This window comes from Streptomyces sp. NPDC058289, from assembly GCF_042880975.1.
Classification (GTDB): Bacteria; Actinomycetota; Actinomycetes; order Streptomycetales; family Streptomycetaceae; genus Streptomyces; species Streptomyces stoeckheimensis.
Window position 1 is genome coordinate 70,314 of the sequence record NZ_JBHVYI010000010.1, and the last position, 26,529, is coordinate 96,842.

Genomic DNA, 26,529 nt, shown 5'->3' on the forward strand with positions numbered 1-26,529 from the left:
CCACACCTCCCCCCCATCCCGCCCGCCTGTCCGGCCGGCGGCTCCAAGCCCGCCTCAACACCCCGCCCCCCCACCCCCCACCTTATTGATCTTGCAGATCCCCTTCCCCGGCAAGGACAATCGGTGCGGGGAGGAATCCCACCGCGCGACATCTGAAGGATGTTGTCCCGCGGTGGCTTTGTTGGGGGGGAATCGACATGTTGGAAGTACTGGGCCTGGGCCGGTCCGTGGAAGCGGTCTACCGAGGGCTGTTGGAGGAACCGACCGCAGGAGTAGCCGAGTTGTGCCTCTTGCTGGGGCTCCCGGAGGCGGAAGTACGCGCCGGCTTGGACCGGCTGATCGATCTGGAGCTGCTCCAGCCCTCCCGGGACGTACCGGGAGCGTTGCGTGCGGTCAGCCCGGACATCGGCCTGGAGATGATCCTGCGCCGGCAGGAAGCCGAGGTGCTGCGCCGGCAGGAGGAACTGGTGCGCGGCAAGGAGGCCGTGGCGCGGCTGGTGGCCGGGCTCGAAGCGGCCCGGCCGGAGCGGGAGGTGGACGCTTTCGAGCGGCTCGTCGGACTGGACTCCGTCCAGGACCGGCTGCGCGAGCTGACCCGCGACCTCCGCGAGGAATGCCTGTCCATCATGCCGGGCGGTGCGCAGTCGCAGGCGGCCCTCGACGCGTCACGCCCGCTGGACGAGGTCCTGCTGGCCCGGGGGGTGGTGATGAGGACGCTCTACCAGGACAGTGCGCGCAACGATCCCGCCACCCACGCCTACGCGCGCTGGATGACGGATCTGGGCGGCGAGGTGCGCACCAGCCCGATCGTGCCGCCCAGGCTGCTCGTCGTCGACCGGACCACCGCTCTGGTCCCCGTGGACCCCGACAACAGCCGGGCGGGCGCCCTGTGCACCACCTCGCCCGGCATCGTGAGCTCGCTGGTCTCTTTGTTCGAGCGGGCCTGGCAGGCTGCCGTGCCGCTGGGAGCGGACACCCGGAGCCGCGCCGACGACGAGGAACTCAACGCGACCGAACGGGAACTGCTCAAACTCCTCGCCGGCGGGCTCACCGACGAGGCGGCCGGCAAGCGGCTGGGCCTCTCCCTGCGTACCGTCCGCCGGCAGATGGCGGGGCTGATGGAACGGCTTGGGGCGAGCAGCCGTTTCGAGGCCGGGCTGGAGGCGGGCAGGCGCGGCTGGCTCTGACTGACTCTGACCCGGCCGGGCCGGCTGGGCCGGGAGGGCCGGGAGGGCCGGGAGGGCCTTCACACGCGAAGGGGCCCGGGATCCGTACGGATCCCGGGCCCCTTCGCGTTCAACGGCCTACTGGTGGGGCTTGACGGCCTTCTCGACCGGCTCCGAGCTCTTCGTCTCGACCGGCTTGCGCAGCGCGATGTTCAGCTCGCGCAGGCGGGACTCCTCCAGGATGGTGGGCGCGCCCATCATCAGGTCCTGCGCGTTGCCGTTGAGCGGGAAGGCGATGGTCTCGCGGATGTTCGGCTCGTCGGCGAGCAGCATCACGATGCGGTCCACGCCCGGGGCGATGCCACCGTGCGGCGGGGCGCCGAGGCGGAACGCGCGGAGCATGCCCGCGAACTCGCGCTCGACGGTCTCGGCCTCGTAACCGGCGATCTCGAAGGCCTTCAGCATGACCTCGGGCTCGTGGTTGCGGATGGCGCCGGAGGACAGCTCGATGCCGTTGCAGACGATGTCGTACTGCCACGCCAGGATGTCGAGCGGGTCCTTCTCCTCCAGGTCCTTCATGCCGCCCTGCGGCATGGAGAACGGGTTGTGGGAGAAGTCGATCTTGCCGGTCTCCTCGTCCGCCTCGAACATCGGGAAGTCGACGATCCAGCAGAAGCGGAAGACGTCCTCCTCGAACTGCCCGGCGCGCTTGGAGGCCTCGACGCGGACGCCCGCCATGATCTTGGAGACCTCGTCGAACTCGCCCGCGCCGAAGAACACGGCGTGACCGGCGGCCAGACCGAGGCGCTCGGTGAGGACCTTGACGTTCTCCTCGGTGAGGAACTTGGCGATCGGGCCGGTCAGGCCGCCGTCCTCGCCCACGCGGACCCAGGCCAGGCCCTTGGCGCCCAGCGAGATCGCGTACTCGCCGAGGCCGTCGAAGAACTTGCGCGGCTGGGCGGCGGTGTCCGGGACGGCCAGGGCGCGCACGTGCTTGCCGGCGAACGCCTTGAACTCCGAGCCCTCGAACACGTCGGTGATGTCGACGAGTTCCAGCTTGGAACGCAGGTCGGGCTTGTCGTTGCCGTACTTCATCATCGACTCGCGGAAGGGGATCCGCGGGAACGGGGAGGTGACCGGGCGGCCCTTGCCGAACTCGGTGAAGATCTCCGTCATCAGCCGCTCGATCGGCTGGAAGACGTCCTCCTGCTCGACGAAGGACATCTCGACGTCGAGCTGGTAGAACTCGCCCGGCGAACGGTCGGCGCGGGCGTCCTCGTCGCGGAAGCAGGGCGCGATCTGGAAGTACCGGTCGAAGCCGGAGATCATCAGCAGCTGCTTGAACTGCTGCGGCGCCTGCGGGAGCGCGTAGAACTTGCCCGGGTTCAGGCGGGACGGGACCACGAAGTCACGGGCGCCCTCGGGGGAGGTCGCGGTGAGGATCGGGGTCGCCATCTCGTTGAAGCCGAGGGCCACCATCTTGGAGCGGATGGAGGCGATGACGGCCGAGCGCAGCATGATGTTGCGGTGCATGCGCTCGCGGCGCAGGTCGAGGAAGCGGTACTCCAGGCGGCGCTCCTCGTTCACCCCGTCGTCGGTGTTGATGGTGAAGGGCAGCGGGGCGGCAGCGCCGAGCACCTCGACCGCGGTGACCTCGACCTCGATGTCGCCGGTGGCGAGCTCGGGGTTGACGTTGTCCGCGCCGCGGGAGACGACCTTGCCGTCGATGCGGACGACGGTCTCCTTGGTGACGCTGCTGAGCGCCTCGTTCGCGGCCGTGCCGGGACGGGCGACGAGCTGCGTGATGCCGTAGTGGTCACGCAGATCGATGAAGAGGATGCCGCCCAGGTCTCGACGATTGTGCAGCCAGCCGCTCAGCCGGACGTCGGAGGCGACGTCGGAGGCACGAAGCTCGCCGCACGTGTGGGACCTGTACCGATGCATCAGTCATCCAGTTCTACGTGATACCAGGGTGGATTCAACCGTCCCAAGGTTACCGTCCGGGGCGGGAGCCCGTGCGGGCCCGCTCGCCGGGGGTCCCGCCGGGGTGGCGAACAGGCACGTCAGGCGGATGACCTGTAAAGATGACCGGGTGCGCACAGAGGACGTCCTGGCCGCCATCGCGACCGGTTTGTGGCGATGGGACAACGCGTCCGGGACGGTCACCCTCGACAGCGAGGCCGCCCGGCTGCTCGGGCTGCCCGCCGAGCCCGTCGCGCTTCCCGAGGTCGCCGTGCGCTCGCGCTTCCACCCGGTGGACTGGAACGAGATCAACGGCATCGTGAACCTCGCGGTCGCCGAGGGCACCCTCGCCGAGGCCCGGCTGCGGATCATGGACGAGGACGGGCGCGTGCTGCGCACCGTACGGAGCCGCTCGAAGCCGCTGGAGAACCGCGCCGCGGACGGCCGCCTCGACTACGAGCTGATCGGCACCATCCAGGAAATAGCCGAGGCCCAGCCCGGCACCACGGCCGTGCACACCCCCATCACCGGCGACTGGCGCCGCTCGCGCGAGGCGTTCCTGCTGGACGCCGGGCGGGCGCTGGCCGAGGCCCGCTCCACCGCCGAGGTGCTGCGGGTCGCCGCCTCCCTCTCCATGCCCGGGTTCATCCCCGACGGGCTGGCCGTCTTCGGGGTGTCCGGCGACCGGCTGTCGATCATCGGGCACCACGGGCACGATCCCGGGGACGAGGGCCCCTTCGCCGACATGCCGCTGCAGACCGACTACCCGGCCGCGGAGGTCGTCCGTACCGGCCGGGCGATCTACCTCCCGAGCCCGGAGGACTACAAGCGGCGCTTTCCGGCCACCTGGCCCCTCGCCCAGCGCTTCGGCCGGATCTCCTGGGCCTTCCTGCCGCTGATCGTCGCGGGACGCACCATGGGCGCCTGGATGGCCGCGTTCAAGCACCCGGTGTCCTTCTCCCCCGACGAGCGCTCCGTCCTGACGACGGTGGCCCGGATGCTCGCGCAGGCGCTCCAGCGCGCCGGCGTGGCCGAATCCGAGCGGGAGCTCACCACGGGCCTCCAGCGGTCGATGATGCCGCAGCTCGGCCCCGAGATCCCCGGGATGACGCTGGCCGCGCGCTACGTGCCGACCGGCGGCGGGCTCCAGGTCGGCGGCGACTGGTACGACATGATCCCGCTGCCGTCGGGACGGTTCGCGCTGGTCATCGGCGATGTCCAGGGCCACGACGTCCGGGCGGCCGGCCTCATGGGCCAGCTCCGGATCGCGGTGCGCGCGTACGCCTCCGAGGGCCACCGGCCCGACGCGGTGCTCTCGCGCGCCTCCCGCTTCCTGGCGGGCCTGTGCTCGGAGCAGGACACGGGCTCGGACACGGGCCGCCCGGGCACGGGCGGGGGCGGCGGGGACTCCGATTTCACGAGCCCGCGCTTCGCGACCTGCCTGTACGTGGAGTGCGATCCGCAGACCGGCCTGCTCGAGGTGGCCCGCGCCGGGCACCCCGATCCGGCGGTGCGGATGGCCGACGGCACGGTCCTGATGCGGCCCACGGCGGGCGGGCTGCCCCTCGGCATCGTGCCGGACACCGACTACCCGACGACGCGGTTCACCCTGGAACCCGGCGAGACGATGATGCTCTGCACCGACGGGCTGATCGAGACGGGCGGGCACGACCTCGACACGGGCTGGGCCCGGCTGCGGGCCATCCTGGAGTCGCAGACCCCCTACGCCGCGCAGGACGCGGACCCGGAGCCGCGCCACCTGGAACGGCTGGCCGACCTGCTGGTCCAGGCGGTGCACGGCCCGTCCTCCCACCACACCACCGGTCCGCTGGCCGACCGGCGCGAGGACGACATCGCCGTCGTCCTGCTCTGCCGCGAGGGCGAGGGCTGCGGCTGCGAGACCCCGCTGCTGCACCCGTCGCGGCCGGCCCGGCGCACGATGACGACCGTCGCCCAGGCGGAGCCGGAGCGGGTCGCGGGGGTCCGCCAGCAGATCCGGGAGCTGCTGCACGACTGGGCGGACCCGGAGCAGGTCGACGCGGCGGTGCTGATGGTCTCCGAGATGGTGACGAACGTACTGGTCCACACGGACGGGGACGCGCTGCTGATCGCAGAGGCGGTGGGCGAGCTCGGCTCGCGCCGGCTGCGGCTGGAGGTGGCGGACGCCTCCGACGAGCTGCCGCACAAGCGCCACCCGGGAGAGATGGCGTCGAGCGGGCGGGGCGTCCTGCTGCTGGAGATGCTGGCGGACGACTGGGGCGTCGACCCGCGCGGCGAGGGCAAGTCCACGTGGTTCGTACTGAACGAACGTTCCAAACCCCAAACCGACCCGCTGGACTGACCTCCGGGCGGCGGGCCCCGGCCGTGTTTGTATGAGCCGTGCCGACAACCCCCCTGCTGCCCGAGCCCGTACGCCGACTCGCCGCCTGGTGCGTCGTCGTCCTCCTCGTCACCGCAGTGCTCGCCCTCGTCGTGTGGCTGTGCACGGTCTTCCGCACGGTGGTCACGCCCGTCCTGCTCGCCGTGCTCGGCACGGCCCTGCTCGGGCCGATGCACCGGCGGCTGGTCGCCATGAAGGTCGACCGCTCGCTCGCCGCGGCCCTCACCTGCCTCACCGTGGCCGCCGTGGTCGGCGGGGCCGGCTACATCGTGGTCCTCGCGCTCATCGAGACCGGCGACCAGATCATCGACTCCCTGCGGAAGGCCGGCGAGGACCTCGCGAAGCACTTCGGGGCGCTCGGCACCTCCCTGGAGGACGTGGCCGAGAACTCCAAGGAGCTGCTCACCAAGTTCGGCGGGACGGCCGCCTCGGGCGTGGTCACCGGGCTCAGCGTGGTCGCGGCGATGCTCGCGACGGCCCTGCTGGCCATGGTGCTGATCTTCTTCTTCCTCCGCGACTCCGACCGGGCCGTGGGCACCCTGCGCTCGATGGTGCCGAGCCGCTCGGGCGACCTGATGGAGGCGATGGGGCGGCGCGCGTACGAAGCCGTCGAGGGCTTCATGCGCGGGACCACCTTCGTGGCCCTGGTCGACGCCGTGCTCATCGGCGCGGGCCTGCTGATCCTGCGGGTCCCGGGCGCCGTGGGGCTGGCCGCGCTGGTGTTCGTGACCGCCTACATCCCCTACCTCGGCGCCTTCCTCTCCGGCGCCGTGGCCGTCCTCGTCGCCCTCGCCGACCGCGGCTGGGTGATCGGCCTGTGGGCGCTGGGCGTGGTGCTCGCGGTCCAGATGATCGAGGGGTACATCCTCCAGCCCATGGTGCAGAGCCGCACCGTGCAGATGCACCCGGCGGTGGTGATGCTCTCGATCACGGCCGGGGCGAGCGTCGCCGGCATCCTCGGGATGCTGCTGGCCGTACCGCTGACCGCAGCCTTCTTCGGAGTGGTCTCGGAGCTGCGCTCCCGGTACGCGGCGGAGGCCTGAGCCCCAGTCCCCCGACCGCTCCCGGGCGGCGGCCTGCTGATCAGTCCGATCGTCCCGGCGCGGTTCCAGTGGCGTACGGGGCGTACGGGGCGTACGAGGAGACCAGGCGCGACAGGTGACGGCCCGCCAGGAGGAGCGGGGTGCGGCTCCGGGTGACCTGGGAGGTCATCTCGGCGCCCTCCAGGGTGTTGATCACGGTGACCGCCAGCTCGCGCGCCTCCGCCTCCGGGTGGCCGCAGGCCAGTAGCTTCGCGGCGACGAGCTCCTGCCAGTTCGCGAAGGCCTGGGCGCAGGCCGCCTGGAGCTCCGGCAGGCGGCCGACCGATTCGAGCGCCGTGGTCGTCACGGGGCAGCCGTCGCGCCAGTCGGACGCTTCGAGCGCCTCGGCGAGCAGCTCCGTGACGGCCTCCACGGCGCGCGCCGGGTCCGCGTGGGCGGACAGCCCGAAGCGGAGGGCCTCGGCGAACTCCTCGTCGCCGAAGTGGATCGCGGCGACCGCGAGCTCCTGCTTGCCTCCGGGGAAGAAGTGGTAGAGCGAGCCGAGGGTGGCTTCCGCCTCGCGGACGAGCTGCTTGACCGGCGTGTTCTCGTACCCGCCGTGCTGGAGGAGGCGCGAGGCGGTGCGGACCAGCCGCTCCCGCGTCCCGAGTCCGTCCGCCGTCTTCACCTCTGCTGCTGCCATGGAGGGAACCATACCTCGGGATCTAGATAGAGCGTTCGTTCTAGTGCGTGCTACGTTCGTTCCGAGCGCTGGATAGAGCGTTCGTTCTAGAAGCGGACCCGCGCACCGAGGAGAGCTCTGCCATGAACCAGGTCACGACCGGAACGACACCCACCGCCGCCACAGCCACCGTCAGCGTCGTCGGACTCGGCCCCATGGGCCGCGCCATGGCCGCCGCCTACCTGGACGCCGGGTACGAGGTCACCGTCTGGAACCGCAGCCCCGGCAAGGACACCGAGCTCGTGGCGCGCGGTGCGCGGCGGGCCGGCAGTGCCGCCGACGCGGTCGCCGCGAGCGGGCTGACCGTGCTCAGCCTCATCGACGTGGACGCCATGTACACGGCCCTCGGAGACGCCGACCTCGGCGGCCGGGTCCTGGCCAACCTGTCCTCCGACGTGCCCGACAAGGCCCGGGCGGCCGCCCGCTGGGCGCAGGAGCGCGGGGCCTCGTACCTCACCGGCGGGGTCAACGTCCCGCCGTCCGGCATCGGCCGGGAGGGCTCGTCCGTCTTCATCAGCGGCCCGGAGGAGGTCTACGCGGCGCACCGCGCGGCGCTCGACGTGCTCGCCGCCACCGACTACCGGGGCGCCGACGCCGGGTACGCGCAGCTCTACTACCAGCTCAACATGATCATGTTCTGGACCGCGTACACCGGCTGGTACCAGGCCCTCGCCGTGGCGCGGGCCAACGGTCTGACGGCCGCGGACATCGTGCCGTACGCCGGCTACACGGCCGACACCATGCGCGGCTTCTACGAGGGCTCCGCCCCGCTGATCGACGCGGACGCGCACGAGGGCACGCACCAGCGCCTCACCATGTGCGCGGCGAGCGTGGAGCACGTCCTGCACACCGCGGCCGACTCCGGGGTGGACACCGGGATCCTGACGGCGCACGCCGACCTGTACCGGCGCGGAGTCGCCGCGGGCTTCGGCGCCGACAGCAGCTCGCGACTGATCGGTCTGCTGAGCGGGGCGGCCCCGGCAGCCTGAGGGGGTCAGCGGCGCAGGGCCTCCGCCGGCTGGATGCGCGCCGCGCGCCATGCGGGGTAGAGGCCGGCGAGGAGGCCCGTCGCCAGTCCGATGACCGGTGCCGCTGCCGCCGTCGCCGGGTGCACCACCGGGGTCCAGTCGCGGACCACGGCGACCATCACCACGGTCAGGACGCCCAGGGAGGTCCCGACGAGGCCGCCCAGCGCGCCGAGCGCTCCGGACTCCGCGAGGAACTGCACGGTGATGTGGCGGCCGCGTGCGCCAAGGGCCCGGCGCAGGCCGATCTCTCCCGTGCGCTCCAGGACGGCGACCAGGGTGGTGTTGGCGATGCCGACGGCGCCGATCACCAGGCAGATGACCGCCAGCAGCAGGAACAGCCGGTTCAGGTCGTCGCCGACCTGGCCCCGGAGCATCTTGGGGTCGGGCGGCGGAACGACCTTGAAGTACTCCGGATGGTCGGGGCGCAGCGCCGTCGGGGCCTCGTGCCCGATCTGCCGGGCCGCGCCGAGCCTGGTCGTGACCAGCATCCTCGCTCCGCCGGAGTCGGGCTCGCCCCAGATCCGTTCCGCCGTGGTGCGGGGTACGACGACCGACATCAGCAGGTCGGCCTTGCGTTCCGTGTCGGCGACGATGCCGATGACGGTGAACGGCCGGCCGCCGATGAAGATCGCCGGGTTCGTCTCCAGCGTGGTGATGCCGAGCCGGTCGGCAACTCCCGTACCGATGACGGCCACCGGCGCCTCCTGGTCCGAGGCGTAGGCGTCGTAGAGCCTTCCCTCGGCCAGGCGGGCGCCCGCCGCGGCGAGCACCCCGGGCGAGGCGGCCACGACGTCGGTGGCACCCTGGGCGAGGCGGTCCCCGACCACCGCGGAGGACCGTACGGCCTCCTCCGCCGACAGCCTCACCGGCCAGAACACCCCTGCGTACTCGACCCCGTTGAGGCTCTCGATCCGTGCGTCGGCGTCCTTCGGGAAGGCGGGCCCGGCGAACTCGTCCCGTTCGCGGGCGATGTCCTCGACGGTCACCTCGGTCGCGCTGAGGGCGTTGAACCGGGTGTCGATCTGTGACGAGGTGGTGGCGGTCAGCCCGAGGATCGCCACGAACGTGCCCACGCCGAGCACCGTGCCGAGGGCGGTCAGCGCCGAGCGGCCCGGCCGCTGGAGCATGCCGGCGAGGGACTCGGAGAGCACGTCGCGCCAGCCGAACACGGAGGGCCGAATACGGCTGTCACGCCGCGTGCGCCGCCTCACGTGGACGACCCGGACGCGGACGACCCGGACGCGGACGACCCGGACGCGGACGACCCGGACGCGGCCACGTCCGAGACGCTCAGCACTCCGTCCCGGATCGTCACCGTGCGCTTGGCACGGGCGGCGACGAGCGGATCGTGGGTGATCACCAGGACCGTCATGCCGTCCGCGTGCAGCCTCTCCAACAGGGCCAGTACCGAATCGGCGTTCGCCGTGTCGAGGTTTCCGGTCGGTTCGTCGCACAGCAGCAGGGACGGCCGGGTGACCAGCGCGCGGGCGATGGCCACCCGCTGGCGTTCTCCGCCGGACAGCCGCGTGGGCAGCGCCTCGATGCGATGGCCGAGACCGACCTGCTCCAGCGCGTGGCGGGCGCGGGCGCGCCGCTCCCGGCGCGGGGTGCCGTCGTAGACCAGGGCGAGCGTGACGTTCTCCAACGCGCTGCGCTGGGGCAGCAGATGGAAGGACTGGAACACGAACCCGATGCGCAGCCCGCGCAGGGCGGTGCGGTCGGCGTCCCGGAGGGTGCCGGTGTCGATGCCGTCCAGCAGGTAGGTGCCGCCGGTGGGCGCGTCCAGCAGTCCGACGATGTTGAGGAACGTGGACTTCCCCGAACCCGACGGACCGACGACGGCGACGAACTCGCCCCGCCCGACGGTCAGATCGCAGGCCTTGAGGGCGGCCACGGGGGGCGGCCCGGGGTAGGTGAGCCCGATCCCGCGGAACTCGATGACCGGCTCGGACTCCATCACGGGGAAGCCTTCGCGCGCGCGACTCCGGTGATCACCCGGTCGCCCCCCGCCAGCGAGCGGTCCACCACGGGGGTGACGGCCACGAAGCCGTCCCCCGCCGTGCCCGCCCGTATCTCCACCCGGCGCCGCTCCCCGCTCTCGTCCAGCACGGTCACGGTGGTCCGGCCGTCGGCCCCGGAGCTGATCGCGGTGATCGGTACGACGAGCGACTTGCCGTCCGTGGACGCCGCGGCGACGGTGACGCGTACGTCCTGGCCGGTCAGTTCCGCTTTCAGCGGCTCACTGGGGGTGATCTCCACGAGCCACCCGGTCGCTCCCTGGCCACCCGGCGCGGGCGCGGGCGCGCCGGGCTTCGCCTGTCCGGTCGAGGAGCCGGGCTCGGAGCGCTCGTCGGAGACGAGCGTGACCTCGCCCTTCGCGGACAGGCCGGTCACCTCGGAGTAGATTTCGGCCGCACGCCCCGCCTGGATGAGGTCCTTCTGGTGCTCGGGGACGTAGGCCTGCACCACCAGCCTGCCCGCGGACAGCGTCATGGCGGTACCGGTCGCCTCGGCGCCCACCTTCGCGACCACCGAGTCCACCCGGGCCGGGAAGCTCTGCAGGAACACCACCTCGGCCGCGGGCAGCTTCGGCCCGGCGGCCGCTTCCGCGGCGGTGAGCTTCTTCTTCGCCTCGGCCAGGTCCTCCTTCGCCCTGCGCACGGCCTTCCCGCCGTCGCCACGGGTGGCGGCCGCCGCCTCGGAGCCCGGCTTCTCCCCCGGCTCGGAAGCCTCCGCCTGCGCACTCCGGGCGTCCTCCAGGGCGCGTTCGGCTGCGACGACCTGGCTCCGGGCCTCCGCGACCGGGTCGCCCTCGACGCCGTTCGCGGACACCGGGCTGTAACCCACGGCCTTGTAGAAGGAGTTGAGCGCAGCCTTCGTACCGGCACCGAAACTGCCCGCGGCGTCGGGCGTCGAGGAGTGGCCGAGTGCCTTCAACGCCTTCTGCAGCTGAGCGATGTCGTCGCCCGTGGCGCCCGGGCTCAGGTCGCGGTAGACGGGCAGGCTGCCCTCCAGCACGAACACGGGCCGCCCGGAGACCTCCATCAGGACCTGCCCGGCCTTCACCGTGTCCCCGGGCCGCACCCGCAGCTTGGTGATCACCGGGCGTGCGGCACCCACCCCGGCGGTCACCTGGGGGATCACCTCGACCGTCTGGCCCGCGACGACCTGGCCGCGAGTGATGACGGACGACGTGAGCACCCGGTGCTCCACCGTCGCGGTCAGCACGTCGGGCCGGGGCGCAGCGGCGTCCGCGGCGACCTGCGCCGGCGACTTCACCAGCACCGTCGCACCCAGCCCCCCGAGCGTGGTGACCACGGCGCCGATGGCCACGGCCACCACCCAACGGCGTCGGCGGCGACCGGACGTACCGCTCGTAGCCTCGGCCGTTTCGGGTAAGTCGGACTCCGGGAGGCTCAGCCGAGCCACGTCGGTCGTCGTGCCCAGTTCCTGCGCCATCCGTGTCCTTCTTCGCATCGCGAGTCGGCACGAGCGCTCCGGCCTCGCCCGGCGGCTCCGCCAGAGGCCGACCGGGGCACGGGTCTGCCGGCGCCTTCCGGGCCGAGCGCCCAAAGAATATGGCGCGGTTGAGGGTGCGTCCACCGTCTCATCGGCCCGAGACGATCAAGTTCCGGCCATGATCCTGCGGCTGTTCTTCCGTGATCGTCACTGCACGACGAAGCCCCGGGCCGGTGGCCAGGGGCTTCGTCGTACGGGCTCGAGCACAGGGGGCGGGGGTCAGTCCTCCGCGGCCTCGCCCGTGCCGCGGTGGCCGAGGCCGGTGCGCTCGGTGGTGGGGATGCGGCCCAGTCGGCCCGCCTGGAAGTCGTCGAACGCCTGCTGCAGCTCGTGCTTGCTGTTCATCACGAACGGCCCGTAGTGCGCCATCGGCTCCCGGATCGGCTGCCCGCCGAGCAGGACGATCTCCAGCGCGGGCGCGTTGGAGTCCTGGCCCTCGTCCGCCCGCAGGGTCAGCGAGCCGCCTTCGCCGAAGACCGCGGTCTGTCCGGTGTGGATGGGCCGACGGTCCTCGCCGACCGAGCCGCGCCCGGCCAGTACGTACGCCAGGGCGTTGAAGTCCTCGCGCCACGGGAGGGTGATCTGCGCGCCGGGGGCGACCGTCGCGTGGATCATCGTGATCGGGGTGTGGGTGATGCCGGGGCCCTGGTGGCCGTCCAGCTCGCCGGCGATGACGCGGAGCAGGGCGCCGCCGTCCGGGGTGGAGAGCAGCTGGACCTGGCCGCCGCCGATGTCCTGGTAGCGCGGGGGCATCATCTTGTCGGAGGCGGGGAGGTTCACCCACAGCTGGAGGCCGTGGAAGAGCCCGCCGGACACCACGAGCGACTCCGGCGGGGCCTCGATGTGCAGCAGGCCGCTGCCGGCCGTCATCCACTGGGTGTCGCCGCCGTTGATGACGCCGCCGCCGCCGTTGCTGTCCTGGTGGACGAAGGTTCCGTCGATCAGGTAGGTGACGGTCTCGAAGCCGCGGTGGGGGTGCCAGGGGGTGCCCTTGGGCTCGCCCGGGGCGTACTCCACCTCGCCCATCTGGTCCATCATGATGAACGGGTCGAGGTACTGGTAGTTGATCCCGGCGAACGCACGGCGCACCGGGAATCCCTCGCCCTCGAAGCCACCCGGGGCGGTCGTGACGGCCAGCACCTTGCGGGCGGTCGTCTCCTGGGCCGGCTCCCCGACGCGCGGGAGCGTCAACGGGTTCTCCACAGTCACTGCAGGCATGGTCGGAACCTCCTTCTGGCGTCGAGTTTAGTTGAAACCCGAACTTTCTGCCACCCGACAGAACAGAGAAGACCCCGGGGGAATTCCCCCGGGGTCTCAGGATCCGACCGGGCACCAGAGCCCGCCACCAGCACCGCCCCCGAACGGCCCGGGGGCGGGCCCCGAACCGGCCGGGGCTAGTGGGCGCTGAGCTTGATCGAGTTCATGGGGCTGAGGTTGACCATCCACGTCGTGCCGGCCGGCTGGACGTAGGAGTCGCAGTTGTTGCCCCAGGAGTCGTAGCAGAGCCGGTCGACCCACTTGTCACTCTGGTTGTTGACCACGAAGTGCCAGCCCTCCTGGTTGTAGAGCTGATAGACGCCGTCCCAGTAGACGGCCGACGGGCGGTCGTTGTTCCAACCCGCGTCCTGCGGGTAGATGCAGACCGCCTCCCACGGACACCCGTGCCACCGGTCACCGTCCGCGGCTTGCGCGGGTGCTGCCGCCAGGACCCCCGTACCCAGCGCCAGCATTCCCGTGGCCGCCACTGCGGCGAGCGTCGTACGGATCGACGTGCGAGCCATCTCTGCCTCCTCGTAGGTGGTGCGGAGGACCCCCCGTGGTTCCCCCGCAGCACTGATACTCGGGACTCCCGGCCGCCGCCGCGATCCTTTCGGGTACCGCCGAAACCTGCGCTCGGCGCCGGGACCGCCCGGTCCGGGGAGAGCGGTCATGCCCGGGACAACCAGAGGCCCCGGACGGGCGTCCTCATGATCGACATCGTCGATCCCTACGGACCGGCGCAGCCGCACGACAGGAGCCCGATCAGTGACCACCTCGACGAACGAGGCCGACGGCACGCCGCAGCCCGGCGCGGAGGTGGCCACCGAGCCCGCGAACCCGCGGGCCGCGCTCGCGGCACTGGGCTGGTCCGCCGCCGTCACGGCCGTGGTCGTGGCCGTCGGGTACGCCTTCTTCCGGTGGCCGGCCACCGGCCTCCCGCTGGAACCGCTCCCCGGCTCACCGTGGCCCTACCTCGCCACCTGGGGCGTCCTCTGCCTGGCCTGCTGCCTGCTGCTGCGCTGGTCGACGGGGTTCAAGGGCCTGGAGGGCGGTGCCCAGGCAATCGGCGCCCTGTCCGTCGGGGGCATCCGGACCTCCCTGGCCCACCGCCCCGACCTCGCCGTCCTGTGGACGTACGGCGCCCTCGCCCTGGCACTGGCCGCGGTGGCGGCGGTCTTCTGGCGGCTCCGCCACCGCTCCTGACACGACGGAAACGCTCAGCCGCCGCTGTGGAGGAGGTCCACGCCCAGCGCGGTCGCCGAGTGCAGGACCGCCTTGCCGTCCCGGGCCGTGGTGATCAGGCCGGCCGCGCGCAGGGTGCGGGTGTGCTCCGAGACCGAAGGGAGGCTGATGTCGAGGTCGCGGGCCAGCTCGGAGGTGGTCCGCTGCTCGATCAGCAGCTGGAGCACCGCCGCCCGGGTCCGCCCCAGCAGCGCGTCCAGCGCGCCCTCCGCCCGGTCCGGGGACACCAGCGGCAGGGGGGTGAGCGCCGGGTAGAGGAGTACGTACGTCCCGTCCGGGTGGTCGTCCAGCAGCGGGCGGCCCGTCCAGAACGGCGAGGGCATCAGCACCAGCCCCCGCCCGCCGAGCCGGACCTCGTAGTCCGGCGGCCGGTCCACCTCGAAGACCAGGCCCGACCAGTCGGCCGCCACGTGGGTACTGGCCAGGCAGGCCTTGATCCCGTGCGCGGCCAGCAACCGGGTCCGCCAGGCCACGTCCGCCTGGAAGGACTGCCGGATGCGCGGCCACTGCGGGGCGATGAGCACGTCGTACGCGGACCGGATCGCGGAGTCGAGCTGCTCCCAGGCCTCCCGGTCCTGCCCCCACAGGGCGCGCAGCCAGGACGGGGACCCGGGCGCGCGGGTGGCGGCGCGGGCCAGCCCCTCCGGGGTGAGGAAGGAGACCCGGTCCCGGATGACGGTGAGGCCCTCCTCCAGGCTCCGTGCGTACGGCTCCACGAAGTGGGGGTTGTCGCCGTCGGGGCGAAGAAGGTCGAAAAGCGGCCGCACCCGCCCGGGCAGGTCCCGCGCGGCGAGGCTCCGCCAGCGGCCGAAAACCGCCTGCTGGTCCGTCCGCTGCGCCGCGACGAGCGCGAGGGCCAGCTCCACCAAGGGCAGGGGCTCGCTCGCGAAGGTGACGTTGAGCAGGTCCTCGGCCTCGAAGTGCACGCGCAGCATGTCCGCCCCCCGACCCGGCTCTCGGTGTTTAGCCGTACATGCGGCGCATGGCGAAGTCGACCATCTGCTCGACCGCCTTCGCGTCGAAGACCATCCGGTGGTCGCCTTCCATGTCGAGGACGAAGCCGTAGCCGGTGGGCAGCAGGTCGATCACCTCGGCGCCGGTGATCACGAAGTACTTGGACTCCTTGCCGGCGTACCGGCGCAGCTCCTTGAGCGTGGTGAACATCGGGATGACCGGCTGCTGCGTGTTGTGCAGCGCGAGGAAACCCGGGGTGTCGCCGCGCGGGCAGTAGACCTTCGAGGAGGCGAAGATCTGCTGGAAGTCCTCGGCGGACAGCGACCCGGTCGTGAAGGCGCGTACCGCGTCCGCGAGGGAGGGCGGCGAGGGCTCGGGGTACAGCGGCTGCTGAGGCTGCTGCGCGTAGCCCTGCTGGGGCTGGGCGTAGCCCTGCTGCCCCGCGCTCACGTTCTGGTCATAGCCGTACATGGCCCGAAGCCTACCGAGGTGGCAGGCCGCCGGGACGTCGAGTTCCGGTCAGTGGGACTTCAGCCCCTGCACGAAGCCGTGCCAGGCCGTGGCACCGATCACCAGGACGGGCCCGTCCTGCACCTTGGAGTCCCGAACGGGGACGACGCCGGTCAGGCCGTCGGCCACCTCGACGCAGTCACCGCCGGTGCCGTTGCTGAAGCTGCTCTTGCGCCAGCAGGCGGACGTCAAGTCAATCGCGGTGCTTGCCATTTCTGAAGTCCTCTGCAGCTGCGTCGATCCTCGCCAGGGACGCCTCAGGTGACAGCGCGACAGCCCTGAGCAGATCGTACGACCTGCGGTAGTCCTTCACGAGGGCCGGAAAGTCGATGAGTTGTCCGCTGTGCAGGCTCTCGGTGTACACGACGGGTGGCGCATCCACGAAGGTCATCACCTTGGCCATGCCCATCATGAACGGATGGGCCGCAGCGTTTTCCGGAACGATCTGCAGAATGGAACGAGTGGTTCTGACCACGTTCGCAATGTGGTCCAGCAACTCGGCCATCCCTCCCGCAGGAACCACCCGCCGCCGGATGAGCGACTCGTCCATTACCACCCAGTACGCCGGGGGCGACTCGCCCTTGAACAGCTGAGCCCGCGCGACACGGGCTCGTACCTTCTCCTCAACCTCGCTATCGAGGGCCCGGGGCATCGCTGCCCGCGTGAGCGCCCGCGCATAAGCGGGTGTCTGCAACAGGCCGGGGACGAGCATCGGAGCCCACTCCTCGATGGTCTCCGCGTACGGCTCCATCTCCGCGACGTCGGCGAAGTACTCCGCATGCCCGGACTGCCTCGCCTTGCGCGCATCTTCACAGCGCCGCTCGAAAAACCCGTCCGTGCCCAGCTTCCCGTCCACGTGCCGGGCCAGATCCAGCGGCATGCGCCGCTCGCCGTGCTCGATCTGGCTCAGGAACGGCACCCCCCGGAAGCTGCCCTCCGCCAGCTGTTCCAGCGTGAGACCAGCCGATTCCCGTTTGTAGCGCAGCTCGGCGCCATAGAAGGAGGGGACGTTCGCCGAAGCGTCGGGGTCCTTACGAGCGGGCACAACCCACCACCGCCATTTGCCACTTGTCCAGCGGAACTCGAAACTCTTCCAAAGCTACGCCCGGCCACGCCACGCTGTGAGCAGTTCGTCACTCCCCGCTGCGAAAGGCCGGCTCCGTCATGAGCGACCACCCCCACGACCACGAGGCGACCCAGGCCCTGGACAACCTCCGAGCCGCCCTCGCAGGGCACGGCATCACGCTCCCCTCCCTCGACCTCCACCTCCTCTCCTACGCCGGGCGGTACACGAATCCACCCCTCATCGCCCTCGGCAACTGCAACCCCGCCACCGCGCAGCGCCTCGCCAACGCCCTGGCCACGCCATGAACAGCCTCACGCTCCGACTGCTCGCCACCCCCGGCGCCGTCCCCCTGGCCCGCCACGCAGTGCGGGAGCACCTGGGGCCCGGGGCCTCCCCCGACGCCGAGCTCTGCGTCAGCGAGCTGCTCACCAACGCCCTCGCCCACCTGGGCGAAGGCACGCCCGTCACGCTGCGGATCACCGGAAGGGCAGCCCGTACGCGGGTCGAGCTCACCGACCCCGCCCCGCACGCATGGCCCGTAAGGCGACACCCCACAGACGGCGACGAATCCGGGCGGGGTCTAGCCCTGCTCGACGCGCTGGCGCTGCAATGGGGCGTCATCAAGGGGCCCGGGAGCAAGACCGTCTGGTGCGAGCTCGAACTTGACCCTGGTCACAGTCGCCACGGAAGGGTTGCTCTTATTACCGGTGGGTAGCATCATTACGTTACCGATTGGTATGCACGAGGAACCACTCTCACCGAGCCTTAACGGAGCCGTCGCCATGGGGCACTACAAGTCGAATCTCCGCGACATCGAGTTCAACCTCTTCGAGGTACTCGGCCGCGACAACGTCTACGGCACTGGCCCGTTCGGTGAGATGGACACCGAGACCGCCAAGACGATCCTCAGCGAGATCGCCAAGCTCTCCGAGAACGAGCTGGCCGCCTCCTTCGAGGACGCCGACCGCAACCCGCCGGTCTTCGACCCGACGACGAACACCGCGCCCGTCCCGGCGTCCTTCAAGAAGAGCTACAAGGCCTTCATGGACTCCGAGTACTGGCGCCTGGGCCTGCCCGAGGAGATCGGCGGCACCACCTCGCCCCGCTCCCTGATCTGGGCCTTCGCCGAGACGATCCTGGGTGCGAACCCGGCCGTGTGGATGTACTCCTCCGGCCCGGCGTTCGCCGGCGTCCTCTTCGAAGAGGGCAACGAGGTCCAGAAGAAGATCGCCGCGCTCGCGGTCGAGAAGCGCTGGGGCTCCACCATGGTCCTCACCGAGCCGGACGCCGGCTCGGACGTCGGCGCCGGCCGCACCAAGGCGGTCCAGCAGGACGACGGCTCCTGGCACATCGAGGGCGTGAAGCGCTTCATCACCTCCGGCGAGCACGACATGGAGGAGAACATCCTCCACTACGTCCTCGCGCGCCCCGAAGGCCACGGCGCGGGCACCAAGGGCCTGTCCCTCTTCCTGGTCCCGAAGTTCCACTTCGACTGGGAGACCGGCGAGCTGGGCGAGCGCAACGGCGTCTACGCGACGAACGTCGAGCACAAGATGGGCCTCAAGGCCTCCAACACGTGCGAGATGACCTTCGGCGACCAGCACCCCGCCAAGGGCTGGCTCATCGGTGACAAGCACGACGGCATCCGCCAGATGTTCATGATCATCGAGTTCGCCCGGATGATGGTCGGCACGAAGGCCATCGCGACGCTGTCGACCGGCTACCTGAACGCCCTGGAGTACGCCAAGGAGCGCGTGCAGGGTCCGGACCTGGCCAACTTCATGGACAAGACGGCCCTCAAGGTCACCATCACGCACCACCCCGACGTGCGCCGCTCGCTCATGACGCAGAAGGCGTACGCCGAGGGCATGCGCGCCCTGGTCCTGTACACCGCCTCCGTCCAGGACGAGATCCAGGTCAAGCAGGCCGCCGGCGAGGACACCGCGTCCCTCGTGGGCCTCAACGACCTGCTCCTGCCGATCGTGAAGGGCTACGGCTCCGAGAAGTCCTACGAGCAGCTCGCGCAGTCGCTCCAGACCTTCGGCGGCTCGGGCTACCTGCAGGAATACCCGATCGAGCAGTACATCCGCGACGCCAAGATCGACACCCTCTACGAGGGCACCACGGCCATCCAGGGCCAGGACTTCTTCTTCCGGAAGATCGTCCGCGACCAGGGCGCCGCCCTGAACGTCCTCACCGAGACGGTCAAGAAGTTCCTGGCCGAGGGCCCCGGCGGCGAGGACCTCGCCCCGGCCCGCGACGCGCTCGCCAAGGCGGCCGTCGACCTGGAAGCCATCGTCGGCCAGATGGTCGTCGACCTCACCGCCACCGGCGAGGACGTCAAGAACATCTACAAGGTCGGCCAGAACACCACCCGGCTGCTGATGGCCTCCGGTGACGTGGTCGTCGGCTACCTGCTCCTCAAGGGCGCGGCCGTGGCCGCCGAGAAGCTGCCGGCCGCCTCCGCCAAGGACGTGCCGTTCTACACCGGCAAGATCGCGGCGGCGAAGTTCTTCGCCGGCGAGGTCCTCCCGGGCGTCGCGGTGGCCCGCGCGCTCGCCGAGGCCGTCGACAACACCCTGATGGAGCTCGACGAGGCCGCCTTCTAGGCCCCGTAACCTCCATCCCCCAGCTGTACGCGGTGTACGTACGCGCAGGCGGCCGGGTCCTCCGCACGGGGGCCCGGCCGTCGGCGTGCGCGCGGCGGCGGCCTTCCCCCGCAGCCCCGTACCGCCTGTGGGCTGCGGGGTTCCCGGGATGTCGGTGGTTCGTGGGACGCTCGTGGGTATGAGTCCACAGGAGCAGCAGCGCGGCAGCAGGGGGTACTCGGTCCCCACCGGGCGGCCCTATGCCCTCAAGGAGCTGCAGTCCGCCGTGGGCAGCCTCGGAGACCACCTCAAGGAGCTCTACGAGGGCGCCCACCCCACCGAGTACGAATCGGTGGCCGACGCCCTCTACACCGCCTTCCAGACCGCCGCCGGGCTCGCCCCCGCCAAGAGCTACACCGGCTGTCCGGAACACCCCAACGGCGCCCTCGACCCCGAAGCGCCCGACGGCTGGGGGCGCTGCCTGATCTGCAACGACCGGCGCCGCCTCGGACTGCGCGCGCAGGGCGCCCGGGCAGCCTCCGCCGCCCCGCCCGCCGGGGAGCAGCGCCGGCTCGGATACCCCGTACCCGATCCCCCGTACACGCTCCAGGCGCTGCAGACCCGCCTGCGCACGGTCGAGGAGCGGCGCTTCCACCTGAGCCTGTCCTCGCCCCCCGACGACTTCGTCGCGATGGCCGACGACCTGCACCGGGCCTTCATCGTGGCCCGCGAGCTGTCCCGGCCGCGCAACGCCTCCGGCTGCTCCGAGCACCCGGGCGCACCCATCGATCCCGACGCCCCTCCCGGTGAGGCCTGTATCTTCTGCGCCGGACGCAAGAGACGCGCGCAGCGCTCCGCGCAGACCCCGGAGATGCTCCCGCGCATCCGCCGGGGCGAGCGCAGGCAGTTGCAGCGCCGCTTCGACCGTCCGCCGGGCTGACACAGCCCGGGGGCCCGGGCCACACCCCCGCGGCCCCTTCTCCGGCTATCCGCCGCAGTCCGGCCATGACGAACACGACCGTCGTTAAGGTGACCCACATGAGCTCTCCCGCCGCCGCCCGCTTCGACCGCGGCCACACCGACGACCTGATGACCTTCCTGGCGGCGAGTCCGTCGCAGTACCACGCCGTGGCCAACGCGGCCGAGCGGCTGGAGAAGGCCGGATTCAGGCAGTTGGCCGAGACCGACGCGTGGGATGCGAGCACGGGGGGCAAGTTCGTACTCCGCGGCGGCGCGATCATCGCCTGGTACGTGCCCGAGGGCGCGGCCGCGCACACCCCGTTCCGGATCATCGGCGCGCACACCGACTCCCCCAACCTCCGGGTCAAGCCGCTGCCCGACACCGGAACCCAGGGCTGGCGGCAGATCGCCGTGGAGATCTACGGCGGCACCCTGCTCAACACCTGGCTCGACCGCGACCTGGGCCTGGCCGGACGGCTGACCCTCCTCGACGGCACCGAACGGCTCGTCAACATCGACCGGGCGTTGATGCGCGTACCCCAACTCGCCGTGCACCTGGACCGGTCGGTGAACACCGACGGGCTCAAGCTGGACAAGCAGCGGCACATGCAGCCGATCTGGGGCCTCGGCGACGTCCACGAAGGCGACCTGATCGCCTTCCTGGAGGACGAGGAAGAACTCGAGCGCGGCTCCGTCGCCGGATGGGACCTGATGGTCCATTCGATCGAGCCCCCGGCCTACCTCGGCCGCGACCGCGAACTCCTCGCGGGCCCGCGCATGGACAACCTGCTCTCCGTCCACGCGGGCGTCGCGGCGCTCGCCGCGGCCTCCACGGCCGGCACGCTCGACCACATCCCCGTCCTGGCCGCCTTCGACCACGAGGAGAACGGCTCGCAGTCGGACACCGGCGCGGACGGGCCCCTGCTGGGCAATGTGCTGGAACGTTCAGTCTTCTCGCGCGGCGGCTCCTACGAGGACCGCGCGCGGGCCTTCGCCGGCGCGATCTGCCTCTCCTCGGACACCGGCCACGCCGTGCACCCCAACTACGCGGAGCGGCACGACCCCTCGCACCACCCGCGCGCCAACGGCGGCCCGATCCTCAAGGTCAACGTCAACCAGCGCTACGCGACCGACGGCAGCGGCCGCGCGGTGTTCGTGAACGCCTGCGAACGCGCCGGCGTCCCGTGGCAGACCTTCGTCTCCAACAACTCGATGCCGTGCGGCACGACGATCGGCCCGATCACCGCGGCCCGCCACGGCATCCAGACGGTCGACATCGGCGTGGCCATCCTCTCGATGCACAGCGCCCGCGAACTGTGCGGCGCGGACGACCCGTACCTCCTGGCCAACGTCATGCTGGCGTTCCTGGAGAACTGACCCGCCGCCATCACACCGTCATGACCGTGCCCGCCGGGGAACCTCCCCCGGCGGGCACGGTGACGGTGACGCAGCGACTCAGTCGTCCATCCCCGCCAGCACCAGCGGCAGCCGGGTCGCGCCGCCGGGGGTGATGCTCAGCGGCACGCCCCAGTCCTGCTGGTGGACGTGGCAGGCCGGGTACTCGTTCTCCGGGTCGTCGTCGCAGGACGCGGCCATCGCGGAGACGTGCAGGACGCCCTCGGTCAGCTCCGGGTTCAGCGCGAGCTCCCGGAACAGGTCGGTCCCGGCCCCCTCCCCCGCCGTCAGCAGCTCGGGCGGCGTCGAGGAGACCAGCAGCCGGGTCGAGGGACCGTAACGGGTGTCGAGCTTCTGGCCGCTCGGCGCCTGGAAGACGATGTCGAGCCGGAGCGTGCCGGGGGCCACCTCGGTGGCGGCCCGCCGGGTGCGGTGGGCGACCGCGTCGACCCGTACGGCCTCCTCGGGAAGCCGCAGCCGGGTCAGCCGGTGCCGGGCCGACTCCACCACCACGATGTCGTCACCCACCAGCACGGCGTCGCTGGGCTCGCGCAGGTCGGTCGCCAGGGTGGTGACCTGCCCGCTCGCCGGGTCGTAGCGCCGCAGGGCGTGGTTGTACGTATCGCACACCGCGACCGACCCGTCGGGCAGCGCGGTGACGCCCAGCGGGTGCTGGAGCAGCGCCTGCGCGGCGTCGCCGTCCCGGTGCCCGAAGTCGAAGAGCCCGCTGCCGACGGCGGTACGGATGGCATAGCCGTCGTCGCCCGCCTCGACGTACCTGAGCGAGCTCGTCTCGGAGTCGGCGATCCACAGCCGGTCCTCCGTGGCCGCGAGCCCGGACGGCTGGGCGAACCAGGCCTCGGCGGCCGGACCGTCGTGCAGCCCCTCGTTGGTCGTCCCGGCGGCAACCTCCACGGTGTTGCTCTCGGGGTCCCACGTCCACAGCTGGTGGACGCCCGCCATCGCGATCCACACCCGGCCCTGCCACCAGGCGACGTCCCACGGCGAGGACAGGTCGACGTCGAGGGCCGGCCCGGAGGTCGGGGACCCCTGCCACCACTGCCGCCCGGTCCCGGCGACGGTCTCCACGGCCCCGGTCCCGGGGTCGAACCGCCGCAGCGCGTGATTGACGGTGTCGGCGACGACGACGGACCCGTCGGGCAGCAGCGCCAGCCCCTGGGGCTCGCTGAAGGAGCCCGGCCCGAAGCCCCGCTCCCCGCCACCGATGCGCCGTACGACGCTCTCCCCGTCGGGAGCCAGCTCCACCAGCTGGTGCCGGGTCGTGTCGGAGACGAGCAGGTTCCCGGACGGCAGCACGAGCGCCTTCCCGGGGAACCGCAGGTCACCCGCCACCGGCTCGGGCGCCACGTACGGCCCGTCCCCGCGCCGCAGCGTCCCCTTGGCCTCGTGCTCGGCCTCCAGCTCCTCCACGAGCTTCGCGATGGCGTGCGCGTGCCCCTCCCCGGCGTGCTGCGCGACGACGTACCCCTCGGGGTCGATCACCACGAGCGTGGGCCAGGCACGGACGGCGTACTGCTTCCAGGTCGCGAGCTCGGGATCGTCGAGCACGGGGTGGTGCACCCCGTACCGCTCGACGGCGTCGACGACGGCGGAGTGCTCCGCCTCGTGCACGAACTTCGGCGAGTGCACACCGACGATCACGACGGTGTCGCGGTGCTTCTCCTCCAGCTCGCGCAACTCGTCGAGGACGTGCAGACAGTTCACACAGCAAAAGGTCCAAAAATCGAGGATCGTAATGCGTCCTCGCAGGTCGGCGAGGGTCAGGTCCTTCCCGCCGGTGTTGAGCCAGCCACCCTTGCCGATCAGCTCGGGGGCACGGACACGGGCACGTCGGCGGGGCGCGGGCGCAGGGGTGGGCGCCGGGGCGGCATCGTTCATGCTTCAAGCTTGCCATCCACCTGTGAACGCAGGATCACGCCGGTACGAAGCGCCTGCTCAGGGCGTACGCACCGCCAGAGCCTCGGCCGCGGTCGCCGCGGCGCGCTCTATGAGGGCGGTGCCGGCCTCGCGTGTGGGCTGGCCATCGGTGAGTACGGCGACCAGCAGCGTGTGCCCCGCGCGCTCGACGAGGCCGATGCTGTTGACGGCCCACAGCGAGGGTGTCCCGGTCGGGAGCCAGCCGTTCTTGAGCACGGGCCGGGCGCCGGGGGCTCCCGCTGCGCCGACGCCCCAGTTCTGCCCGGCGGCGATGTCGCCCATGAGGGTGCGTACGTAGGACCGGGATGCGGCGGTCAAGGGGGAGTTCTGCGTGAACACGGCTTTCAGGAGGGCCATTTGGTCACCCACCGTGGTTCGGGTGAGTCCCCAGGGGCCCCGCTGGCCGGCGTGTGCCGGGGTGAGTCCGAGTCGGGCGTTGGCCGCGTCCAGACCCTGGCGCCGGCCGATGCCGGCCCAGAGTTCCTGCGCCGCGTCGTTGTCGCTGAAGCGGATCATGGCCGCGGCCAGCCGTCGCTGGGCGGAGGTGAGCGGGACCCCGCGGTCCTGGGCCTGGAGGAGAAGGGCGGCCAGGATGTCGACCTTGATGATGCTCGCGGAGGTGAAGGTCTCGGTGGACGCGCCGTAGGCGGCCGCTCGGCCCGAGGTGAGGTCCTCGACGGCGAGCGCGTACCGGCCGTGGTGCGCGCCGAGCCCGTCGAGCGCGCGGCGCACGGCCTGCTCCGGAGTCGCCGTGTCCGCGGGGGCGGGTCCCGGCCGGGGCGGCGGCGTGCCGGGCGCTGTCGGGGCCGCGGCCGTCGGCGCTGCCGCCGTCGCCGTCGGCAGGGGGCGGGGAGGCGTGCCCTCGGCGAGGCCCGGGGTGGGGGTCGTGAGGTGGGCCACCAGGGCGCCGCCCACGAGCACGGGGAGGAGGAAGAAGGGTGTCCGGCGCTTCATACGGGCACTCGCTTTCGGAGGTCCGGGCACGCGGACATCGCCCCGCGGCGCGCATCAGGACGCGTCAGGGCATGCCGGGGCGTGTGTCGGGGCGTGTCGGGGTGCGGCAGGGCCTGTCGGCGTGCGGCCGGACGCGTCAGGGCGCGGCAAGGCCCGTCAGGTGCCGCTAGGCCTGTCAGGTGCAGCTAGGCGTGTCAGGTGCCGCTAGGCGTGTCAGGGGCTTCGGACGCGCCGCCGTGTGGGCGCAGTCCGGTGTCGTCCGGTGCCGCCGGCCGGTTCAGCCGCGGCCGGCGGTGCGGCTCATCCGCCGCAGGATTTGGCGATCTTCTCGTTCTCGTCGATGTCGATCGGGAAGGCGGAGGCGCCGCCGAGGTTCACGGTCCATCCGTGGGTGACGGTTCCGGACGAGGGGTTGTCGGCGAGCCAGAAGGGGGGTGCAGTGGGGGAACAGGTGCCGGCGGTCGGGCCCTGGGCGGATCGAAGGTTCGCGGTCACGAACTGCTTCCCGAGCGTCTCCCGTGCCGTGGAGTCACCGGACTTGGCGGCCGTCACCAGTCCGCCGTAGAAGCCGGACACCGTCGGGTCACCGCCCTTGCCGCCTCCGGAGCCCGTCGCGCAGGTCAGGTCGACCACCAGACCCGTGGTCCCGTCGAAGGTGAGGGAAGGGGCCCGGTCGAGCGGCTCGGTCCCCCGGTACAGCAGGACCTGACCCGGCACCAGCACGCCGTCGACCGCCTCGCCGCAGGTCACACCGAGCGAGTCGGTGCCCCAGATCCGCCGGTACGTGGGCTCGTTGGCGAACAGCGCCGCCACCTCGGCCGGATCAACCTGGGAGCGGGTGGCCGGGTTCTGGTAGCGCAGGGCGGCGAGGAACAGGGTGTTCATCGCCCGGGCCGGGTCGATCGGGGGCAGTTTGACGCGCAGGGAGGGGGAGGGGGCGGGAGGCATCTCGGGACGCGGTGCGGTCGCCGCCGGTGCGGGCGTCGAGGTGCCGTCCCGGCCCTCCTGGACGACGAAGCCGGCGCCCAGGGCCACGATCACCGCGGCCGCCGCCGCACCCGTCTGCAGGCGGCGCCTGCGCTGCCGCACCCGCCCGACGAGGCCGTCCACGTCGTAGCTGCGCGGCGGTTCCTGCTGTGCACGGTCGAGCATGGCCGCGGCCAGCTCCTCCTCCAGGTCGAAGTCCTTCATGCCGCCCCTTCCGAACCTGCGCGCAGTGCCTGTGTACCGACGGTCGACCGGAGCTTCGACAGGCCCCGGGCCACCTGGGACCGGACCGAGCCGGCCGAGATGTTCATCAAGCGGCCGATCTCCGCGTCGTCGAGGTCTTCGAAGTACCGCAGCACCAGTACGGTGCGCATGCCGACCGGCAGGGACTGCAGTTCGCGCATCAACTCGTCACGGACCACGAGCCCTTTGTACGGATCGACGTGCCCGCCCCCGATGCCGTCGTCCAGGGGGACTTCCGCACGTCCGCGCAGCTTGCGCCAGCGGTCGTTCGCGAGGTTCACCAGGATCCGGCGCGCATAGGCCTCCGGTGCGTCGGCGGAGCGGACCTTGCGCCAATGTCGGCACACCTGCTCCAGCGTGGACTGCACCAGGTCGTCGGCCACGTGCCGCTCGCCGGTGATCAGCAGGGCGGTCCTGAACAGTGCCGAGGACCGTGCCTGCACGAAGGCCGTGAAGGCGGGAACGTCAGCGGTTCGCATGGCCACCCGGCCCGTGCCTCTTGCGCATCTGCACCCCTCCCGAAGCCCCGTTGGCTCCCCCGACGTACCTGACGGAGCCCGCTCCCCGACTGCTGCACGCGATCTCCGACCGTGACCCAAGCGTTATCTCCCTC

General features: G+C 71.6%; 25 protein-coding genes. 10 read left to right on the forward strand and 15 right to left on the reverse strand.

Annotation, left to right across the window (positions count from 1 at the left end; all coding sequences use genetic code 11):
* Nucleotides 1–197: 197 nt before the first annotated feature.
* Entirely contained in the window at nucleotides 198–1,187 is a 990-nt protein-coding gene (locus ACFVX6_RS07335) for a LuxR C-terminal-related transcriptional regulator (RefSeq protein WP_389688900.1), read from the forward strand.
* Between the two features lie 117 nt (nucleotides 1,188–1,304).
* On the opposite strand, the gene aspS is transcribed toward ACFVX6_RS07335, so the two are convergent.
* A complete protein-coding gene (gene aspS, locus ACFVX6_RS07340; RefSeq protein ID WP_274548656.1) occupies nucleotides 1,305–3,110 on the reverse strand; it encodes an aspartate--tRNA ligase in 1,806 nt (601 codons plus the stop codon).
* Nucleotides 3,111–3,258: 148 nt separating this feature from the next.
* Here aspS and ACFVX6_RS07345 point away from each other — a divergent pair, with 148 nt between their 5' ends.
* Nucleotides 3,259–5,469: a SpoIIE family protein phosphatase gene (locus tag ACFVX6_RS07345; protein ID WP_389688901.1), complete on the forward strand. Its 2,211-nt coding sequence runs from the start codon at nucleotides 3,259–3,261 to the stop codon at nucleotides 5,467–5,469.
* Between the two features lie 38 nt (nucleotides 5,470–5,507).
* Nucleotides 5,508–6,551 (forward strand): AI-2E family transporter, encoded by a 1,044-nt coding sequence (locus ACFVX6_RS07350; RefSeq protein ID WP_389688902.1) that lies wholly within the window; start codon nucleotides 5,508–5,510, stop codon nucleotides 6,549–6,551.
* 40 nt (nucleotides 6,552–6,591) lie between these two features.
* Here ACFVX6_RS07350 and ACFVX6_RS07355 read toward each other — a convergent pair whose 3' ends face one another.
* Complete coding sequence (locus ACFVX6_RS07355) at nucleotides 6,592–7,233, reverse strand: TetR/AcrR family transcriptional regulator (RefSeq protein WP_389688903.1); 642 nt, start codon at nucleotides 7,231–7,233, stop codon at nucleotides 6,592–6,594.
* A 122-nt stretch (nucleotides 7,234–7,355) separates the two neighbouring features.
* Here ACFVX6_RS07355 and ACFVX6_RS07360 point away from each other — a divergent pair, with 122 nt between their 5' ends.
* Nucleotides 7,356–8,261: an NAD(P)-dependent oxidoreductase gene (locus ACFVX6_RS07360; protein ID WP_389688904.1), complete on the forward strand. Its 906-nt coding sequence runs from the start codon at nucleotides 7,356–7,358 to the stop codon at nucleotides 8,259–8,261.
* Between the two features lie 5 nt (nucleotides 8,262–8,266).
* Here ACFVX6_RS07360 and ACFVX6_RS07365 read toward each other — a convergent pair whose 3' ends face one another.
* The 5 genes from ACFVX6_RS07365 to ACFVX6_RS07385 all read right to left on the reverse strand — a co-directional run bounded on the left by ACFVX6_RS07365 (nucleotide 8,267) and on the right by ACFVX6_RS07385 (nucleotide 13,600).
* Nucleotides 8,267–9,427, reverse strand: a complete 1,161-nt coding sequence (locus ACFVX6_RS07365) for an ABC transporter permease (RefSeq protein WP_389689007.1) — start codon at nucleotides 9,425–9,427, stop codon at nucleotides 8,267–8,269.
* An 80-nt stretch (nucleotides 9,428–9,507) separates the two neighbouring features.
* Nucleotides 9,508–10,257, reverse strand: coding sequence for an ABC transporter ATP-binding protein (locus tag ACFVX6_RS07370; RefSeq protein WP_389689009.1), 750 nt, complete (start codon nucleotides 10,255–10,257; stop codon nucleotides 9,508–9,510).
* The gene (locus ACFVX6_RS07375; protein WP_389688905.1) at nucleotides 10,257–11,759 is read right to left on the reverse strand and encodes a peptidoglycan-binding protein; all 1,503 of its coding nucleotides are present in this window, start codon (nucleotides 11,757–11,759) and stop codon (nucleotides 10,257–10,259) included. The genes ACFVX6_RS07370 and ACFVX6_RS07375 overlap by 1 nt, the downstream gene beginning before the upstream one ends.
* A 279-nt stretch (nucleotides 11,760–12,038) precedes the next feature.
* A complete protein-coding gene (locus ACFVX6_RS07380; protein WP_243330910.1) occupies nucleotides 12,039–13,037 on the reverse strand; it encodes a pirin family protein in 999 nt (332 codons plus the stop codon).
* Between the two features lie 176 nt (nucleotides 13,038–13,213).
* A complete protein-coding gene (locus tag ACFVX6_RS07385) occupies nucleotides 13,214–13,600 on the reverse strand; it encodes a hypothetical protein (protein ID WP_389688906.1) in 387 nt (128 codons plus the stop codon).
* 244 nt (nucleotides 13,601–13,844) lie between these two features.
* Between ACFVX6_RS07385 and ACFVX6_RS07390 the strand changes: the two genes are divergently transcribed.
* Nucleotides 13,845–14,282 carry a hypothetical protein gene (locus tag ACFVX6_RS07390; RefSeq protein ID WP_389688907.1) on the forward strand — a complete coding sequence of 146 codons (438 nt, stop codon included), beginning with the start codon at nucleotides 13,845–13,847 and terminating at the stop codon, nucleotides 14,280–14,282.
* A 14-nt stretch (nucleotides 14,283–14,296) separates the two neighbouring features.
* Here the strand turns inward: ACFVX6_RS07390 and ACFVX6_RS07395 are convergent, their stop codons facing one another.
* The 4 genes from ACFVX6_RS07395 to ACFVX6_RS07410 are packed head-to-tail and all read right to left on the reverse strand — an operon-like array spanning nucleotide 14,297 to nucleotide 16,830.
* Nucleotides 14,297–15,256 carry a helix-turn-helix domain-containing protein gene (locus ACFVX6_RS07395; RefSeq protein ID WP_389688908.1) on the reverse strand — a complete coding sequence of 320 codons (960 nt, stop codon included), beginning with the start codon at nucleotides 15,254–15,256 and terminating at the stop codon, nucleotides 14,297–14,299.
* A gap of 28 nt (nucleotides 15,257–15,284) precedes the next feature.
* Complete coding sequence (locus tag ACFVX6_RS07400) at nucleotides 15,285–15,746, reverse strand: SseB family protein (protein WP_250738814.1); 462 nt, start codon at nucleotides 15,744–15,746, stop codon at nucleotides 15,285–15,287.
* A gap of 48 nt (nucleotides 15,747–15,794) precedes the next feature.
* Complete coding sequence (locus ACFVX6_RS07405) at nucleotides 15,795–15,998, reverse strand: DUF397 domain-containing protein (protein WP_389688909.1); 204 nt, start codon at nucleotides 15,996–15,998, stop codon at nucleotides 15,795–15,797.
* Nucleotides 15,979–16,830: a helix-turn-helix domain-containing protein gene (locus ACFVX6_RS07410; RefSeq protein ID WP_389688910.1), complete on the reverse strand. Its 852-nt coding sequence runs from the start codon at nucleotides 16,828–16,830 to the stop codon at nucleotides 15,979–15,981. Before ACFVX6_RS07410 ends, ACFVX6_RS07405 begins: the two co-directional genes overlap by 20 nt.
* Nucleotides 16,831–16,949: 119 nt before the next feature.
* Here ACFVX6_RS07410 and ACFVX6_RS07415 point away from each other — a divergent pair, with 119 nt between their 5' ends.
* The 5 genes from ACFVX6_RS07415 to ACFVX6_RS07435 all read left to right on the forward strand — a co-directional run bounded on the left by ACFVX6_RS07415 (nucleotide 16,950) and on the right by ACFVX6_RS07435 (nucleotide 21,776).
* A complete protein-coding gene (locus ACFVX6_RS07415; protein ID WP_389688911.1) occupies nucleotides 16,950–17,156 on the forward strand; it encodes a hypothetical protein in 207 nt (68 codons plus the stop codon).
* Entirely contained in the window at nucleotides 17,153–17,566 is a 414-nt protein-coding gene (locus ACFVX6_RS07420) for an ATP-binding protein (protein WP_389688912.1), read from the forward strand. Before ACFVX6_RS07415 ends, ACFVX6_RS07420 begins: the two co-directional genes overlap by 4 nt.
* Before the next feature lie 67 nt (nucleotides 17,567–17,633).
* The gene (locus ACFVX6_RS07425) at nucleotides 17,634–19,460 is read left to right on the forward strand and encodes an acyl-CoA dehydrogenase (protein WP_389689011.1); all 1,827 of its coding nucleotides are present in this window, start codon (nucleotides 17,634–17,636) and stop codon (nucleotides 19,458–19,460) included.
* A gap of 178 nt (nucleotides 19,461–19,638) precedes the next feature.
* Nucleotides 19,639–20,379 carry a hypothetical protein gene (locus ACFVX6_RS07430; protein WP_389688913.1) on the forward strand — a complete coding sequence of 247 codons (741 nt, stop codon included), beginning with the start codon at nucleotides 19,639–19,641 and terminating at the stop codon, nucleotides 20,377–20,379.
* A 98-nt stretch (nucleotides 20,380–20,477) separates the two neighbouring features.
* A complete protein-coding gene (locus ACFVX6_RS07435; RefSeq protein WP_389688914.1) occupies nucleotides 20,478–21,776 on the forward strand; it encodes a M18 family aminopeptidase in 1,299 nt (432 codons plus the stop codon).
* 78 nt (nucleotides 21,777–21,854) lie between these two features.
* Here the strand turns inward: ACFVX6_RS07435 and ACFVX6_RS07440 are convergent, their stop codons facing one another.
* The 4 genes from ACFVX6_RS07440 to ACFVX6_RS07455 form a co-directional block, all read right to left on the reverse strand.
* Nucleotides 21,855–23,693: an NHL domain-containing thioredoxin family protein gene (locus ACFVX6_RS07440; RefSeq protein ID WP_389688915.1), complete on the reverse strand. Its 1,839-nt coding sequence runs from the start codon at nucleotides 23,691–23,693 to the stop codon at nucleotides 21,855–21,857.
* Nucleotides 23,694–23,750: 57 nt separating this feature from the next.
* Nucleotides 23,751–24,686, reverse strand: coding sequence for a serine hydrolase (locus ACFVX6_RS07445; protein WP_389688916.1), 936 nt, complete (start codon nucleotides 24,684–24,686; stop codon nucleotides 23,751–23,753).
* A 300-nt stretch (nucleotides 24,687–24,986) separates the two neighbouring features.
* Nucleotides 24,987–25,877 carry a hypothetical protein gene (locus ACFVX6_RS07450; RefSeq protein WP_389688917.1) on the reverse strand — a complete coding sequence of 297 codons (891 nt, stop codon included), beginning with the start codon at nucleotides 25,875–25,877 and terminating at the stop codon, nucleotides 24,987–24,989.
* The gene (locus ACFVX6_RS07455; RefSeq protein WP_389688918.1) at nucleotides 25,874–26,395 is read right to left on the reverse strand and encodes a SigE family RNA polymerase sigma factor; all 522 of its coding nucleotides are present in this window, start codon (nucleotides 26,393–26,395) and stop codon (nucleotides 25,874–25,876) included. The genes ACFVX6_RS07450 and ACFVX6_RS07455 overlap by 4 nt, the downstream gene beginning before the upstream one ends.
* Between the last annotated feature and the right edge of the window lie 134 nt (nucleotides 26,396–26,529).

Excerpts from the sequence above, each read along its gene's own strand:
- ACFVX6_RS07355 (WP_389688903.1), bottom strand. The coding sequence starts at position 7,233 with ATGGCAGCAGCAGAGGTGAAGACGGCGGACGGACTCGGGACGCGGGAG.
- ACFVX6_RS07455 (WP_389688918.1), bottom strand. The coding sequence starts at position 26,395 with ATGCGAACCGCTGACGTTCCCGCCTTCACGGCCTTCGTGCAGGCACGG.
- ACFVX6_RS07425 (WP_389689011.1), top strand. The coding sequence starts at position 17,634 with ATGGGGCACTACAAGTCGAATCTCCGCGACATCGAGTTCAACCTCTTC.
- ACFVX6_RS07415 (WP_389688911.1), top strand. The coding sequence starts at position 16,950 with ATGAGCGACCACCCCCACGACCACGAGGCGACCCAGGCCCTGGACAAC.
- ACFVX6_RS07360 (WP_389688904.1), top strand. The coding sequence starts at position 7,356 with ATGAACCAGGTCACGACCGGAACGACACCCACCGCCGCCACAGCCACC.
- ACFVX6_RS07335 (WP_389688900.1), top strand. The coding sequence starts at position 198 with ATGTTGGAAGTACTGGGCCTGGGCCGGTCCGTGGAAGCGGTCTACCGA.
- ACFVX6_RS07405 (WP_389688909.1), bottom strand. The coding sequence starts at position 15,998 with ATGGCAAGCACCGCGATTGACTTGACGTCCGCCTGCTGGCGCAAGAGC.
- ACFVX6_RS07370 (WP_389689009.1), bottom strand. The coding sequence starts at position 10,257 with ATGGAGTCCGAGCCGGTCATCGAGTTCCGCGGGATCGGGCTCACCTAC.
- ACFVX6_RS07395 (WP_389688908.1), bottom strand. The coding sequence starts at position 15,256 with ATGCTGCGCGTGCACTTCGAGGCCGAGGACCTGCTCAACGTCACCTTC.
- ACFVX6_RS07380 (WP_243330910.1), bottom strand. The coding sequence starts at position 13,037 with ATGCCTGCAGTGACTGTGGAGAACCCGTTGACGCTCCCGCGCGTCGGG.
- ACFVX6_RS07375 (WP_389688905.1), bottom strand. The coding sequence starts at position 11,759 with ATGGCGCAGGAACTGGGCACGACGACCGACGTGGCTCGGCTGAGCCTC.
- ACFVX6_RS07385 (WP_389688906.1), bottom strand. The coding sequence starts at position 13,600 with ATGGCTCGCACGTCGATCCGTACGACGCTCGCCGCAGTGGCGGCCACG.
- ACFVX6_RS07400 (WP_250738814.1), bottom strand. The coding sequence starts at position 15,746 with ATGTACGGCTATGACCAGAACGTGAGCGCGGGGCAGCAGGGCTACGCC.
- ACFVX6_RS07430 (WP_389688913.1), top strand. The coding sequence starts at position 19,639 with ATGAGTCCACAGGAGCAGCAGCGCGGCAGCAGGGGGTACTCGGTCCCC.
- ACFVX6_RS07445 (WP_389688916.1), bottom strand. The coding sequence starts at position 24,686 with ATGAAGCGCCGGACACCCTTCTTCCTCCTCCCCGTGCTCGTGGGCGGC.
- ACFVX6_RS07440 (WP_389688915.1), bottom strand. The coding sequence starts at position 23,693 with ATGAACGATGCCGCCCCGGCGCCCACCCCTGCGCCCGCGCCCCGCCGA.
- aspS (WP_274548656.1), bottom strand. The coding sequence starts at position 3,110 with ATGCATCGGTACAGGTCCCACACGTGCGGCGAGCTTCGTGCCTCCGAC.
- ACFVX6_RS07435 (WP_389688914.1), top strand. The coding sequence starts at position 20,478 with ATGAGCTCTCCCGCCGCCGCCCGCTTCGACCGCGGCCACACCGACGAC.
- ACFVX6_RS07365 (WP_389689007.1), bottom strand. The coding sequence starts at position 9,427 with ATGCTCCAGCGGCCGGGCCGCTCGGCGCTGACCGCCCTCGGCACGGTG.
- ACFVX6_RS07450 (WP_389688917.1), bottom strand. The coding sequence starts at position 25,877 with ATGAAGGACTTCGACCTGGAGGAGGAGCTGGCCGCGGCCATGCTCGAC.
- ACFVX6_RS07420 (WP_389688912.1), top strand. The coding sequence starts at position 17,153 with ATGAACAGCCTCACGCTCCGACTGCTCGCCACCCCCGGCGCCGTCCCC.